Annotated in this window: 16 protein-coding genes; 15 read left to right on the top strand and 1 reads right to left on the bottom strand. The window is 72.6% G+C overall.

Translation table 11 applies throughout. The annotated features are described in order from the left end of the window. Positions 1 to 6 precede the first annotated feature (6 nt). A complete protein-coding gene (locus tag ACGF5U_RS03580; RefSeq protein ID WP_392718722.1) occupies positions 7 to 738 on the bottom strand; it encodes an MBL fold metallo-hydrolase in 732 nt (243 codons plus the stop codon). A 167-nt stretch (positions 739 to 905) separates the two neighbouring features. On the opposite strand from ACGF5U_RS03580, the gene hrcA reads away from it, so the two are divergent. From hrcA to ACGF5U_RS03505, 15 genes are all read left to right on the top strand, one after another. Then, complete coding sequence (gene hrcA, locus ACGF5U_RS03575) at positions 906 to 1922, top strand: heat-inducible transcriptional repressor HrcA (RefSeq protein WP_392718720.1); 1017 nt, start codon at positions 906 to 908, stop codon at positions 1920 to 1922. After that, positions 1923 to 3062 carry a molecular chaperone DnaJ gene (gene dnaJ / locus ACGF5U_RS03570; protein ID WP_392718718.1) on the top strand — a complete coding sequence of 380 codons (1140 nt, stop codon included), beginning with the start codon at positions 1923 to 1925 and terminating at the stop codon, positions 3060 to 3062. A gap of 406 nt (positions 3063 to 3468) precedes the next feature. Next, a complete protein-coding gene (locus tag ACGF5U_RS03565; RefSeq protein WP_392718716.1) occupies positions 3469 to 4542 on the top strand; it encodes a nitronate monooxygenase in 1074 nt (357 codons plus the stop codon). Then, positions 4539 to 5270, top strand: a complete 732-nt coding sequence (locus ACGF5U_RS03560; protein ID WP_392718714.1) for a 16S rRNA (uracil(1498)-N(3))-methyltransferase — start codon at positions 4539 to 4541, stop codon at positions 5268 to 5270. The genes ACGF5U_RS03565 and ACGF5U_RS03560 overlap by 4 nt, the downstream gene beginning before the upstream one ends. A gap of 146 nt (positions 5271 to 5416) precedes the next feature. Next, complete coding sequence (locus ACGF5U_RS03555) at positions 5417 to 5776, top strand: histidine triad nucleotide-binding protein (RefSeq protein ID WP_392718712.1); 360 nt, start codon at positions 5417 to 5419, stop codon at positions 5774 to 5776. A 15-nt stretch (positions 5777 to 5791) separates the two neighbouring features. Further along, complete coding sequence (locus ACGF5U_RS03550) at positions 5792 to 6697, top strand: ribonuclease Z (protein ID WP_392718710.1); 906 nt, start codon at positions 5792 to 5794, stop codon at positions 6695 to 6697. An 11-nt stretch (positions 6698 to 6708) separates the two neighbouring features. Further along, positions 6709 to 7713 (top strand): adenosine deaminase, encoded by a 1005-nt coding sequence (locus ACGF5U_RS03545; protein ID WP_392718708.1) that lies wholly within the window; start codon positions 6709 to 6711, stop codon positions 7711 to 7713. 305 nt (positions 7714 to 8018) lie between these two features. Next, positions 8019 to 9137 carry a carbohydrate kinase family protein gene (locus ACGF5U_RS03540; protein WP_392718707.1) on the top strand — a complete coding sequence of 373 codons (1119 nt, stop codon included), beginning with the start codon at positions 8019 to 8021 and terminating at the stop codon, positions 9135 to 9137. 134 nt (positions 9138 to 9271) lie between these two features. Then, positions 9272 to 10267 carry a PhoH family protein gene (locus ACGF5U_RS03535; RefSeq protein ID WP_392718706.1) on the top strand — a complete coding sequence of 332 codons (996 nt, stop codon included), beginning with the start codon at positions 9272 to 9274 and terminating at the stop codon, positions 10265 to 10267. 13 nt (positions 10268 to 10280) lie between these two features. After that, positions 10281 to 10778, top strand: a complete 498-nt coding sequence (gene ybeY, locus ACGF5U_RS03530; protein ID WP_392718705.1) for an rRNA maturation RNase YbeY — start codon at positions 10281 to 10283, stop codon at positions 10776 to 10778. Continuing rightward, positions 10775 to 12070: a hemolysin family protein gene (locus ACGF5U_RS03525; protein ID WP_392718704.1), complete on the top strand. Its 1296-nt coding sequence runs from the start codon at positions 10775 to 10777 to the stop codon at positions 12068 to 12070. Before ybeY ends, ACGF5U_RS03525 begins: the two co-directional genes overlap by 4 nt. A gap of 5 nt (positions 12071 to 12075) precedes the next feature. Then, complete coding sequence (locus ACGF5U_RS03520) at positions 12076 to 12429, top strand: MmcQ/YjbR family DNA-binding protein (protein ID WP_392718757.1); 354 nt, start codon at positions 12076 to 12078, stop codon at positions 12427 to 12429. A 324-nt stretch (positions 12430 to 12753) separates the two neighbouring features. Continuing rightward, positions 12754 to 13107 carry a cytidine deaminase gene (locus tag ACGF5U_RS03515; RefSeq protein WP_392718703.1) on the top strand — a complete coding sequence of 118 codons (354 nt, stop codon included), beginning with the start codon at positions 12754 to 12756 and terminating at the stop codon, positions 13105 to 13107. Positions 13108 to 13163: 56 nt separating this feature from the next. Beyond that, a complete protein-coding gene (locus tag ACGF5U_RS03510) occupies positions 13164 to 13511 on the top strand; it encodes a hypothetical protein (protein WP_392718702.1) in 348 nt (115 codons plus the stop codon). 267 nt (positions 13512 to 13778) lie between these two features. Continuing rightward, entirely contained in the window at positions 13779 to 14255 is a 477-nt protein-coding gene (locus ACGF5U_RS03505) for a hypothetical protein (protein WP_392718701.1), read from the top strand. Positions 14256 to 14396: the final 141 nt, after the last annotated feature.

Below are 14396 nucleotides of genomic sequence, written 5' to 3'. Positions count from 1 at the left end.
CAGACGCTACGACACCCCGAAGCGCCGGGCCAGTTCATCGCGTTGGGCGCGGACGAACGCCGAGTCGACCACCGCGCCGTGCCCCGGCACGTACACCGCGTCGTCACCGCCGAGCTCCAGCAGCCGGTCCAGGGCCGCCGGCCAGCGTGACGGGATCGCGTCCGGCCCCGCCTGCGGATCACCGGACTCCTCCACGAGGTCGCCGCAGAACACCACCTCGGGCCCGCCGCGCAGGCCCGGCACCAGCAGAGCCAGGTCGTGCCCGGTGTGGCCGGGCCCCACGTTGGCCAGCAGCACCTGCCGCCCGCCCAGGTCGAGCGTCCACTCGCCGCACACCAGATGGTGCGGGCGCACCACGACGTCCGTCGCCTCCAGCGCCTCCGCCGCGTCGACACCCTGACGGATCGCGTCGTACCGCAGGGTGTCCCGGTCCTTGACCAGCACCTCGTCCAGCCCGACCGCCCCGTACACCTCCGCGCCCGCGAACGCCGCCGTGCCGAGCACATGGTCGAAATGCGGGTGACTCAGTGCGATATGCGTCACGCGGCGGCCGCCCAGCAGCCGCTGCGCCTGCGCCCGCACCTCGGCGCCCTCACGCAGCGTGGAGCCCGTGTCGTACAGGAGCGCGGCGTCCTCCCCGACCACGAGTGCGGTGGTCGCGTCCCATACGGGCAGGCGCCTGCGGCCCACGCCGTCGGCGAGCCGCTCCCACCCGAAGTCTTCCCAAGAGACGTCCATACGGCGACGCTATCGGCAATGCCCACCACCGGCGCGCGGTAGCGTGGTCGGCCGCCCTTGCCAGGGGATTACCTCGGCGCCGTACACTGGCCGCGGGATTATTGGCACTCGGACGCCGTGAGTGCCAACGAACGGCAGGAAACCCGAGCCAGCTGGAGGTGTGCGCGATGCTCAGTGAACGCAGACTGGAAGTGCTGCGCGCCATCGTCCAGGACTACGTCGGCACGGAGGAGCCCGTCGGCTCCAAGGCACTCACCGAGCGTCACAACCTCGGCGTCTCGCCCGCCACCGTCCGCAACGACATGGCGGTGCTGGAGGAGGAAGGGTTCATCGCCCAGCCGCACACCAGCGCGGGGCGCATCCCCACCGACAAGGGCTACCGGCTGTTCGTGGACAAGCTCGCCGGCGTCAAACCGCTGTCGACACCGGAGCGCCGGGCCATCCAGAACTTCCTGGACGGCGCCGTCGACCTGGACGACGTCGTGGGGCGTACGGTGCGGCTGCTCGCGCAGCTGACCCGGCAGGTCGCCGTCGTGCAGTACCCGTCGCTGACACGCTCCACCGTGCGGCACGTGGAGCTGCTGTCGCTGGCCCCGGCCCGGCTGATGCTCGTCCTGATCACCGACACGGGTCGCGTGGAGCAGCGCATGGTCGACTGCCCCGCGCCGTTCGGCGAGACCTCCCTGGCCGATCTGCGGGCGCGGCTGAACGCCCGTGTCGTCGGGCGTCGGTTCGCCGACGTGCCGCAGCTCGTCCAGGATCTCCCCGAGTCCTTCGAGTCGGAGGACCGCGGAACCGTCTCGGCGGTGCTGGCCACACTGCTGGAGACGCTGGTGGAGGAGACCGAGGAGCGGCTGGTGATCGGCGGTACCGCCAATCTCACCCGCTTCGGGCACGACTTCCCGCTGACGATCCGGCCGGTACTCGAGGCACTGGAGGAGCAGGTCGTGCTCCTCAAGCTGCTCGGCGAGGCCACGGATTCGGCGATGACCGTGCGCATCGGACATGAGAACGCCCATGAGGGGCTGAGCTCCACGTCCGTCGTCGCGGTCGGCTACGGTTCGGGCGACGAGGCCGTCGCCAAACTCGGCGTGGTCGGACCGACCCGCATGGACTACCCCGGAACGATGGGAGCGGTACGCGCAGTGGCACGTTACGTCGGACAGATCCTGGCGGAGTCGTAAGTGGCCACGGACTATTACGCCGTACTCGGCGTACGCCGCGACGCGTCCCAGGACGAGATCAAGAAGGCATTCCGGCGGCTCGCGCGCGAGCTGCACCCGGATGTCAACCCCGATCCGAAGACGCAGGAGCGGTTCAAGGAGATCAACGCCGCGTACGAGGTGTTGTCGGACCCGCAGAAGAAGCAGGTCTACGACCTCGGCGGCGACCCGCTGTCCTCGGCGGGCGCGGGCCCGGGCGCGGGCGGCTTCGGCGCGGGCGGCTTCGGCAACTTCTCCGACATCATGGACGCGTTCTTCGGTACGGCGTCGCAGCGCGGGCCCCGCTCGCGGACGCGGCGCGGCCAGGACGCGATGATCCGGCTGGAGATCGAGCTCGACGAGGCGGCCTTCGGCACGACGAAGGACATCCAGGTCGACACGGCCGTGGTGTGCACCACCTGCTCAGGTGAGGGCGCGGCGCCCGGCACGTCCGCGCAGACCTGCGACATGTGCCGCGGCCGCGGTGAGGTGTCGCAGGTGACCCGGTCCTTCCTGGGCCAGGTCATGACCTCGCGTCCGTGCCCCCAGTGCCAGGGGTTCGGCACGGTCGTCCCGACGCCGTGCCCGGAGTGCGCGGGCGACGGCCGGGTCCGGTCGCGCCGCACGCTCACGGTCAAGATCCCCGCCGGTGTCGACAACGGCACCCGTATCCAGCTCGCCGGCGAGGGCGAGGTCGGTCCGGGCGGTGGCCCCGCGGGTGACCTGTACGTCGAGATCCACGAGCTGCCGCACGCGGTGTTCCAGCGGCGCGGCGACGATCTGCACTGCACGGTGACGATCCCCATGACGGCGGCCGCGCTGGGCACGAAGTGCCCGCTGGAGACGCTCGACGGGATCGAGGAGGTCGACATCCGGCCGGGCACGCAGTCCGGCCAGTCGATTCCGCTGCACGGGCGCGGCGTCACCCACCTGCGCGGCGGCGGCCGGGGCGACCTGATCGTCCACGTGGAGGTCCAGACGCCGTCGAAGCTGGACCCCGAGCAGGAGCGGCTTCTGCGGGAGCTCGCCAAGCTGCGCGGCGAGGAGCGCCCGATGGGCCAGTTCCAGCCGGGGCAGCAGGGGCTCTTCTCACGGTTGAAGGACGCGTTCAACGGGCGTTAGGCGCGTGCGGTGCCGGTGTGGTGTGGCCGGGGGTCCGGGGGTTGTCCCCCGGGCTGGTGGGGCCTGCCGGGGCAGCAGGGGCTGTTCTCGCGGTTGAAGGACGCGTTCAACGGGCGTTAGGCGCGTGCGGTGACGGTGTGGTGTGGCCGGGGGTCCGGGGGTTGTCCCCCGGGCTGGTGGGGCCTGCCGGGCGGCAGGGGCTCTTCTCACGGTTGAAGACGCGTTCAACGGCCGTTAGGCGCGTCAGGGCGTCAGGGCGTCAGAGTTGCCGGGGCGTCAGGGTTGCCGGGGCGGTTCCGGGGTGTCACCCGGGGCCGCCCCTCGCCGTTGTGCGGGCCGGGACGCCGCCCGTGGGGTGGGGAGGCGGGGGGTTCGGTGCGGCGCGGCGGCGTGACACCATGCGTGCATGTCCTCCGCACTGACCGATCTCTGTCGTCACCCGATCGTGCAGGCCCCCATGGCGGGTGGCGCCTCCTGTCCGCAGCTCGTCGCCGCCGTGTGCGAGGCGGGCGGTCTCGGCTTCCTGGCCGCCGGGTACAAGACGGCCGACGGCATGTACCAGGAGGTCAAACAGGTCCGCGGGCTGACCGCGCAGCCGTTCGGCGTCAACCTGTTCATGCCGCAGCCGGGGCAGGCCGACCCGGCAGCGGTCGCGCTCTACCAGCAGCAGCTGGCCGGTGAGGCCACCTGGTACGAGACGCCGCTCGGCGACCCCGACGCGGGGCGGGACGACGGCTACGAGGCCAAGCTCGCGATCCTGCTGGACGACCCGGTGCCGGTGGTGTCGTTCACGTTCGGGTGCCCGAGCCGGGACACGCTCGACGCGTTCTCCCGCGCCGGAACGTTCACCGTGGTGACGGTCACGTCGCCGGAGGAGGCGCAGGCCGCGCAGTGGGCCGGCGCCGACGCCGTGTGCGTGCAGGGCGTCGAGGCCGGCGGCCACCAGGGCACACACCGGGACGACCCGGCGACCGGCGGCTCCGGCACCGGACTGCTGGCGCTGGTCGCGCAGGTGAAGGAGACGGTACGGCTGCCGCTGATCGCCGCCGGCGGGCTGATGCGCGGCGGCCAGATCGCCGCCGTCCTCGCGGCGGGCGCCGAAGCGGCGCAGTTGGGCACCGCGTTCCTCGTGTGCCCCGAATCAGGAGCGAACGTGCTGCACAAGCAGGCCATGACCGATCCGCTGTTCGTACGGACGGAGCTGACCCGGGCGTTCTCGGGGCGGCCCGCCCGCGGCCTGGTGAACCGGTTCATGCGGGAGCACGGGCCGTACGCCCCCGCCGCGTACCCCGAGGTGCACCATCTGACGAGCGGGCTCCGCAAGGCGGCAGCCAAGGCCGGGGACCCGCAGGGCATGGCGCTGTGGGCCGGGCAGGGCCACCGGATGGCCCGCGAACTGCCCGCCGGCCGGCTGGTCGAGGTCCTCGACTCCGAGCTGCGGTCGGCGATCGCGGCGCTCTCCCTGCGAGGTGCGGCATGACCGCGCCGGTCTTCGTGGTGGACAGGGTCACGTCGGGAACCGTCACCCTGGACGGGCCGGAGGGGCGGCACGCCGTCTCCGTGCGGCGGCTGCGCGTCGGCGAGGAGGTCGTGCTCACGGACGGCGCCGGGACCGGCGCGTACGGCACGGTGGCGGCCGTCGAGGGCAAGGACCGGCTCGACGTGGAGGTCGCGGAGGTGCGTACGGAACCGGTGCCCGCGCCGCGTATCACCGTCGTCCAGGCGCTGCCCAAGGGCGACCGGGGCGAACTGGCCGTCGAGACGATGACCGAGACCGGTGTCGACGCGATCGTGCCCTGGGCGGCGTCCCGGTGCATCACGCAGTGGAAGGGCGACCGCGGCCTCAAGGCACTCGCCAAGTGGCGGGCCACCGCCCGCGAGGCGGGCAAGCAGTCGCGCAGGCTCCGGTTCCCCGAGGTCGCGGACGCGGCCGGCACCAGGCAGGTGGCGCGGCTGCTCGCCGACGCGGACTTCGCGGCCGTCCTGCACGAGGAGGGCTCCCAGCCGCTGGCGACCGCCGAACTGCCCTCCACGGGCGAGATCGTGCTCGTCGTGGGCCCCGAGGGCGGCGTGTCGCCCGACGAGCTCGCCGCGTTCGCGGAGGCGGGCGCCAAGCCGTACCGGCTGGGCCGCAGCGTCCTGCGCACCTCGACCGCCGGGACGGCCGCCACCGCACTGCTCCTGGGCCGCACGGGCCGCTGGTCGTGACGCCCCTCGCCACGCCGGCCGGACCGCCCACCGCGCGTGCGGCGCACGGCACGCCGCACGCGGCACGCGGCGCTCGGCGCGGCGGATAGGGTACGGACCGTATCCGATTCGTCGTCCGTGTCGTCCAGTCGAGGAAGGGCCGCAGCATGGCCGGAGAGCCGCAGAGCGACTGCCTGTTCTGCAAGATCGTCGCGGGGGAGGTCCCCGCCACGGTCGTCCGGGAGACCGAGACGACCGTCGCCTTCCGTGACATCAACCCGCAGGCGCCCACGCACGTCCTGGTGATCCCCAAGGCGCACCACGCCGACGCCGCGGCGCTCGCCGCCGCCGAACCGGCCGTCGCGGCCGACGTGCTGGTCGAGGCGGGCCGGATCGCGGCCGACGAGAAGATCGACGGCTCCGGCTACCGCATCGTGTTCAACACCGGAACCGGCGCCGGACAGACGGTCTTCCACGCGCACGCCCACGTCCTCGGCGGCCGCGGCCTCGAGTGGCCTCCCGGATAGGCGGTCGGTACCACCTTGTCCGTACGAGAACTCGTCGTGCTGGGCACCGCCAGCCAGGTGCCCACCCGACACCGCAACCACAACGGCTACCTGCTGCGCTGGGACGGCGACGGCATCCTCTTCGACCCCGGTGAGGGCACCCAGCGGCAGATGCTGCGGGCCGGGGTGGCCGCGCACGACATCGACCGGATCTGCGTCACGCACTTCCACGGCGACCACTCCCTCGGCCTCGCCGGGGTCATCCAGCGCATCAACCTCGACCAGGTCCCGCACCCGGTCACCGCGCACTACCCGGCCTCCGGGCAGCGGTTCTTCGACCGGCTGCGGTACGCCACCGCCTACCGCGAGCGCGCCGACATCGTGGAGGCGCCGGTCGCCGTCGACGGGCCGATCGCCGAGACGCCCGCCTACACCCTGGACGCGTACCGGCTCTCGCACCCCGTCGAGTCGTTCGGCTACCGGCTGACCGAGCCCGACGGGCGCCGCATGCTGCCGGAGAGGCTGGCCGCGCACGGCATCCAGGGCCCGGACGTGGGCCGTATCCAACGCGAGGGCGAGCTCGGCGGGGTGACCCTGGACGAGGTCAGCGAGGTACGGCGGGGGCAGCGCTTCGCGTTCGTCATGGACACACGGCTGTGTGACGGCGTGCACACCCTCGCCGAGGGCTGCGACCTGCTCGTCATCGAGTCGACGTTCCTCGACGACGACGAGCAGCTCGCCGTGGAGCACGGCCATCTGACGGCCGGCCAGGCGGCGGGGGTCGCCCGCGACGCGGGGGTCGCCCATCTGGTGCTGACCCACTTCTCGCAGCGGTACCACGACCCCGCCGAGTTCGAACGGCAGGCCCGCAGGGCGGGTTTCCACGGCGAACTGACCATCGCCCAGGACCTCGTCCGGGTGCCCCTCCCGAAGCGTTCCTAGGGACCACCGCCATGCACCTCCCCGAAGACCTGCCCAAAGCGGAACTGCACCTCCACATCGAGGGCACGCTGGAACCCGAACTCGCCTTCGCGCTCGCCGAACGCAACGGCGTCGAGCTGCCCTACGCGGACACCGAAGAACTCCGCAAGGCGTACCTCTTCAGCGACCTGCAGTCCTTCCTCGACCTGTACTACGCGCTCATGGGCGTGCTGCGGTCGGCGGACGACTTCACGGAACTCGCCGACGCCTACCTCGCCCGCGCCGCCGCCCAGGGCGTCCGGCACGCCGAGATCTTCTTCGACCCGCAGGCCCACACCGCGCGTGGCGTGCCCATCGGCACCGTGATCGAGGGCCTCGCCCGTGCGCTGGACAGCGGCGAGGCGCGGCACGGCGTCTCCACGAAGCTGATCATGTGCTTCCTGCGGGACGAGTCGGCGGAGTCGGCGATGGAGACCCTGCGGGCGGCGGAGCCGTATCTGCACCGGATCTGCGGGATCGGACTGGACTCGGCGGAGGTCGGCCACCCGCCGTCGAAGTTCCGCGAGGTGTACGAGGCGGCCGGGGCGCTCGGGCTGCGCAAGGTCGCGCACGCCGGTGAGGAGGGACCGCCCGCGTACATCCGCGAGGCCCTCGACGTCCTCGGTGTCGAGCGGATCGACCACGGGCTGCGGGCCATGGAGGACCCGGAGCTGGTGGAGCGGCTGGCCCGGGAACGGGTGCCGCTGACGCTCTGTCCGCTGTCGAACGTACGGCTGCGGGCCGTCGACGTCCTGGAGCAGCACCCGCTGAGGGAGATGATGGCGGCCGGGCTGCTGGTCACCGTCAACTCCGACGATCCCGCGTACTTCGGCGGCTATGTGGGCGAGACGTTCCACGCCGTGCGCGAGGCGCTGGCGCTGGACGAGGAGGCGCTGCGCGAGCTGGCCCGGAACTCGTTCCTGGCGTCGTTCCTCGACGACGACGAGGAGCGGCGGGCGCGGTACCTCGCCGAGGTCGACGCGTACGTCTTCGACTGAGCGCGGACGGTTTTCCCGGCCGGGGCCTCCCTCCCAGGCCCGGAGCCTTACTCCCAGGCCCGGAGCCTTACTCCCAGGCCACGTCTTCGGCCCGGCCCGGGTCCTCGGTCCCGCCAGGGTCTTCGGCCCGGCCCGGGTCCTCGGTCCCGCCAGGGTCTTCGGCCCGGCCCGGGTCTTCCGTCCCGCCAAAGTCTTCGGCCCGGCTCCAGGTCATCGGTCCCGTCCCCGGGTCCTCCGTCCCGGTCTCGAAACGGTGCGCAATCGGGCACACTGGCCAGATCCGCACCGCGACCGGGGAGCACGCCGTGACCACACCCAGGGGAGAGCAGCAGCAACGGCAGCACACCGCCGGGGTCGACCCCCTGGACACGCTGCGTACCCCCGCCGATCCGTGCTGCGACGTGTTCCTCACCGGAACGGTCTTCCTCGACATCGTGTTCACCGGCCTGGACAGCGCCCCCGTGCGCGGCACCGAGACCTGGGCGCGCGGCATGGGCTCCAGCCCCGGCGGGGTCGCCAACATGGCCACCGCGCTCGCCCGGCTCGGCCTGCGCACCTCGCTCGCCGCCGCGTTCGGCGACGACCACTACGGCGACTACTGCTGGGACGCCCTGGAGCAGGGTGAGGGCATCGACCTGTCCCTGTCGCGGACCGTGCCCGGCTGGCACTCGCCGGTGACCGTGTCCATGGCCTACGACGGCGAACGCACCATGGTGTCGCACGGCCACGAGGCCCCGCCCCTGCGGAGCGCGCTGCCCGAGTACCCGCCACGCGCGCGTGCCGCCGTCGCCTCGCTCGTACCCGGCAGGACCGAGCCCTGGGTGGCCGCCGCCGCGGGCAACGCCACCCGGATCTTCGCGGACGTCGGCTGGGACGAGACCGGCCGCTGGGACCTGGCGTCGCTCATGGACCTGGCGCACTGCGAGGCGTTCCTGCCGAACGCCGAGGAGGCCATGCGCTACACCGGCACGGCATGCCCGCGCGCCGCCGCCCGTGCGCTGGCCGAGAAGGTGCCGCTGGCCGTCGTCACGCTCGGCGCGGAGGGGGCGTACGCCGTGGACGGGGCGACCGGCGAGACCGCCGAGGTCCCCGCCATCGCGGTGACCGCGCTGGACCCGACGGGCGCCGGGGACGTGTTCGTCGCCGGGTTCGTCACCGGCACCCTCGCCGGGTGGCCGCTCGCCGACCGGCTGGCCTTCGCCGGGCTCACCGCGGCCCTGTCCGTGCAGGAGTTCGGCGGTTCGCTGTCCGCGCCCGGATGGGTCGAGGTGGCCGCCTGGTGGCAGTACGTGCGCGGCTGCTCCGACCAGGACCCGGCGGCGCTGCGCCGGTACGGGTTCCTGGAGGCGCTGCTGCCCGCCCCGAGCCGGACGTGGCCGCTGCGCCGCGCGGTGCCCACGATCGGGTTCGGCCGCTCCGCGTAGCGCCGGGCGGGGCCGGGCAGCCCGGGAAAAGCCTTCGGGCTTGTCATCGGCACGTCGTACGCTGGACAGTCCAGAGGTTGTCGAGTGGCGAGAACCCCGCAACAGGAGGTATGCGCAGGCCAGAGGGCCGGCCCATGACTCAGACACCCACAGACCAGGTACGTGCCCACTTCACCGTGCCCGCCAAGCACCCCATGGTGACCGTGCTCGGCTCGGGAGACTCGCTGCTGCGTGTGATCGAGAAGGCGTTCCCGGCGGCCGACATCCACGTCCGGGGCAATCAGATCAGCGCGGTCGGGGACGCGACGGAAGTGGCGCTCATCCAGCGCCTGTTCGACGAGATGATGCTGGTGCTCCGCACCGGGCAGCCGATGACGGAGGACGCAGTGGAACGCTCGATCGCCATGCTCAAGGAGGAGACCGGGGGAGCGGCCGTCGAGACACCCTCCGAGGTGCTCACGCAGAACATCCTCTCCAGCCGGGGGCGCACGATCCGCCCGAAGACGCTCAACCAGAAGCGGTACGTCGACGCCATCGACAAGCACACGGTCGTCTTCGGCATCGGCCCGGCGGGCACCGGCAAGACCTACCTCGCCATGGCGAAGGCGGTGCAGGCCCTGCAGTCCAAGCAGGTCAACCGGATCATCCTGACCCGGCCCGCCGTCGAGGCGGGCGAGCGCCTCGGCTTCCTGCCGGGCACGCTCTACGAGAAGATCGACCCGTACCTGCGCCCGCTGTACGACGCGCTGCACGACATGCTCGACCCCGACTCGATCCCGCGGCTGATGGCGGCGGGCACGATCGAGGTGGCGCCGCTGGCGTACATGCGCGGACGGACGCTCAACGACGCGTTCATCATCCTGGACGAGGCGCAGAACACGAACCCCGAGCAGATGAAGATGTTCCTGACCCGGCTCGGCTTCGACTCGAAGATCGTCATCACCGGTGACGTGACCCAGGTCGACCTGCCGGGCGGCACCAAGAGCGGTCTGCGCCAGGTCCGGGACATCCTGGACGGCGTGGACGACGTCCACTTCTCCCTGCTGACGTCCCAGGATGTCGTTCGGCACAAGCTCGTCGGCCGTATCGTCGACGCGTACGAGAAGTACGACAGCCGAAACGGGAAGTAGACAGAAGAGCACCATGTCGATCGACGTCAACAACGAGTCCGGTACCGAGGTCGACGAGCAGGCGATCCTCGACGTCGCCCGCTACGCGCTCACGCGCATGCGCATCCACCCCCTCTCCGAGCTGTCGGTGATCGTGGTGGACGCGGAGGCGATGGAGCAGCTGCACATCCAGTGGATGGACCTGCCCGGTCCCACGGACGTCATGTCCTTCCCGATGGACGAGCTGCGCCCGCCGGCGAAGGACGACGAGGAGCCCCCGCAGGGCCTCCTCGGCGACATCGTGCTCTGCCCCGAGGTCGCCACCCGGCAGGGCCAGGAGGCCCCGACGCGGCACTCCATGGACGAGGAGCTCCAGCTGCTCACCGTCCACGGAGTGCTGCACCTGCTCGGGTACGACCACGAGGAGCCGGACGAGAAGGCCGAGATGTTCGGGCTCCAGGCGGCGATCATCGACGGCTGGCGGGCGGAGAAGGGCCTCACCGGCCCGTCCCCGGCGCCGACCGTCTCATGACCGCGCAACTCGTCCTCGGCGCGGTCGCGCTGGTCGTGGTCGCGTGGCTGGCGGCGTGCGCGGAGGCGGGCATCGCGCGCGTCTCCAGCTTCCGCGCCGCCGAGGCGGTACGGTCCGCGCGTCGCGGCGCGGCCAAGCTCGCCCAGGTCGCCTCCGACCCCACCCGGTACCTGAACGTGGCCCTGCTGGTCCGCGTCGCCTGCGAGATGGCGGCTGCGGCCCTCATCACGTACGTCTGCCTGGAGGAGTTCGCGGAGACGTGGAGCGCGCTCGTCGTCGCGATCGGGGTGATGGTCCTCGTGTCGTACGTCGCGGTCGGTGTCTCGCCGCGCACCATCGGCCGCCAGCACCCGCTGAACACGGCCACCGCCGCCGCGTACGTGCTGCTGCCGCTCGCCCGGGTCATGGGCCCGGTGCCGCAGCTGCTGATCCTCATCGGTAACGCGCTCACCCCGGGCAAGGGGTTCCGCAAGGGCCCGTTCGCCTCGGAGGCGGAGCTGCGTGCCATGGTCGACCTGGCCGAGCAGGAGTCCCTCATCGAGGACGAGGAGCGCCGCATGGTGCACTCCGTCTTCGAACTCGGCGACACCCTGGTGCGCGAGGTGATGGTCCCGCGCACCGACCTGGTGTCCATCGAGCGGTTCAAGACCATCCGGCAGGCGCTGACGCTGGCACTGCGCTCCGGTTTCTCCCGGATCCCGGTGACCGGCGACAACGAGGACGACGTCGTCGGCATCGTGTATCTGAAGGACCTGGTCCGCAAGACCCACATCAACCGGGACGCCGAATCCGACCTGGTGTCCACGGCGATGCGGGCGGCGGCCTTCGTCCCGGACACCAAGAACGCCGGTGACCTGCTGCGCGAGATGCAGCGGGAGCGCAACCACTGCGCGGTCGTCATCGACGAGTACGGCGGCACGGCCGGGATCGTCACCATCGAGGACATCCTGGAGGAGATCGTCGGCGAGATCACCGACGAGTACGACCGGGAGCTGCCGCCGGTGGAGGAGCTCGGCGAGAGCCGCTTCCGGGTCACGGCCCGCCTCGACATCGGCGACCTCGGCGAGCTGTTCGGCCTCGACGCGTACGACGACGAGGACGTGGAGACGGTCGGCGGGCTGCTCGCCAAGGCCCTCGGCCGGGTGCCGATCGCCGGGGCCACGGCGGTGGTGGACCTGCCCGACGGGCGGGCGCTGCGGCTGACGGCCGAGTCCCCGGCGGGCCGCCGGAACAAGATCGTGACGGTGCTCGTGGAGCCCGTACCGCCGGAACCGGAGGACGAGGCGGCGTGAGCGAGATGACCCCCCAGCAGCTGCGGGAGTTCTGTCTGAGTTTCAACGCCGCGGTGGAGGAGTTCCCCTTCGGCCCGGAGACGTCCGTCTTCAAGGTCGCGGGCAAGATGTTCGCGCTGGCCGCGCTCAACGGCAGGCCGCTCACGGTCAACCTCAAGTGCGAGCCCGAGATCGCGGTCAGACTGCGCGCCGACCATCCGGCGATCGCGCCCGGCTGGCACATGAACAAACGGCACTGGAACACCGTCACGGTCGGCGGGCTGCCCGCCGCCATGGTCCGTGAGCTCGTCGAGGACTCCTACGACCTGGTGGTCGCGGGGCTGCCGCGCGCCGAGCGCCTCCGCCTGGACCGGCCGTAGGGCCCGTACGGCCCGCGCGGGTTCCGGGGGACCGGTGGGCACGCGGGGACCGGCAGCGCCCGTAGGACGGGAGGGCCCCGCAGGACCGGTGGGGCTGGTGGGACCGGTAGGACGGTGCTGGGCGGGCAGGACCGGTGGGACCGGCAGGACCGGTCGGGCTGGTGGGACCGGTGGGGCTGGTGAGACGGGTAGGACGGCGCTGGGCCGGTAGGGCAGCGCTGGACCGGTGGGACCGGTGGGACGGCGCTGGGCCGGCAGGACCGCGCTGGACTGGTAGGACCCCGCCGCCGACCCCACCGGTGTCCCGCGACTTATGCTCGGGGCATGACACAGAGCACCGACCTGGACCCCGAGGACCGCAAGATCATCACGCTGGCGCGCAGCGCCCGCGCCCGCAACGGTGTGCCCGAGGGCGCCGCGGTGCGGGACGAGACCGGCCGTACCTACGTCGCCGGAACCGTCGCCCTGGAGTCGCTGCGGCTCAGCGCGCTGCAGACCGCCGTGGCCATGGCCGTGGCCAGCGGCGCCAAGTCGCTGGAGGCCGCCGCCGTCGTGTCCGAGGCGGACGCCGCGTCCGACGAGGACCGCGCGGCCGTGCGCGACCTGGGCGGCCCGGACACCCCGGTGCTGCTCGCCGGTCCGGACGGTGCCCTGCGCGCCACCGTGACGGCCGGCTGATGGCGCCCCGGGGGGTAGCGCGGTCACCGCGATGGCTGCTGAGGGGCGCCTTCGCCATGGGCGTGGCGTTCGTGATCGTGACCGTGCTGGAGTGGCTGATCGACGGCCGGGCGCCCGCGTTGACGGACACCTTCGCCCTCTTCCTGCTGGCGTGGGCGGGCGCCGAACTGCTGGGCGCGCGGCGGCAGGCGGCGGCGCGCGTACTGTCGGCCGCCGCTTCGGTGCTGTTGGTCGTCGCGGTCGGCGCCCATGTCGTCCCGGCCGGTGCCGCGTTCCTCCGGGGTGAGGACGTGGACGGGCCCGACCTGGCACTGCTGGTGCTGGTCGCGCTGGTGCCTCTGGTGCTGCTCGCCGCGGCGGCAGGCCGGTGGTGGACGCGCCGCGGCGACTCGGCGGCCTCCTGACGCCGCCACGTCCCGAAGTCGCTGAAGAATCAACGAGGTTCCTCTTGCCTTCGCCGGTCGCCTGCGCCTCAATGAACAGCACATCAGCCGACGGACCGTCAGTTCTCCTGGCGGGGCCGTCGGCCCGGGGTGCGAGCCGCGCCCCGGCGCGCACCCTTCACGCAGCCCCGCACCCTTCGTAGCGCCGTGTGCACGAGTGCGCTCTCGACCCGCCGAACGGGACCTCCCGACGCGCGGGAACAGGGACAAGGGAAAGGGGAACACCCCATGAGAGGCAGCAGGTTACGCGTCGGCGCGGCGCTGGCGGCGGGGGCCTTCGCCGTCACCGGACTGGCGTTCGCCCCGGCGGCCGCCGCCGTGCCGGGCAGCGCCACGGCCACGTACGACTGCGGGTTCTGGGGCGGCGGCGGGGCGACGCTCACCGCCACCCAGAACGGCACCGCCGCGACCATCACCGTCACCTCGGCGATGACGACGCCCGTCGCCGTCGGCGCCGACCAGATCGAGGCCCGGCTCACGCTCGCGAAGAACGGCACCGGCACCACGGTGTTCACCGGCAGGAAGAACCCCGCCCTCGCGGCCGGTTCCGCCGTGACCATGGGGCCGCTGGCCGGGACCGTCGCCTCGGGTGACAGCCTCGACTCCTTCTTCGCCGGCACCGCGCTCACGCTGAAGATCTTCGGGGTGACCGTGAACTGCGACGCCACGTCGTCGCAGTCGCCCGGCCCGTTCGTCTTCGACTGATCCCGCGCCCCACGGCCGGGGGGGGGGGGCGCGCCCCCCCCCCCCCGCGGGGCCCCCCCCCCCCGGGCCCCCCCCCCCCCCGGGGGGGGGGGGGGCCCCGCGGGCCCGCGCGGGTGGCCGGTCGAGCCGGGTGGTGCCGGG

This window comes from Streptomyces sp. NPDC047886 (genome assembly GCF_043204435.1).
Lineage (GTDB): Bacteria > Actinomycetota > Actinomycetes > Streptomycetales > Streptomycetaceae > Streptomyces.
This window is presented reverse-complemented; position numbering and strand designations above follow the sequence as displayed.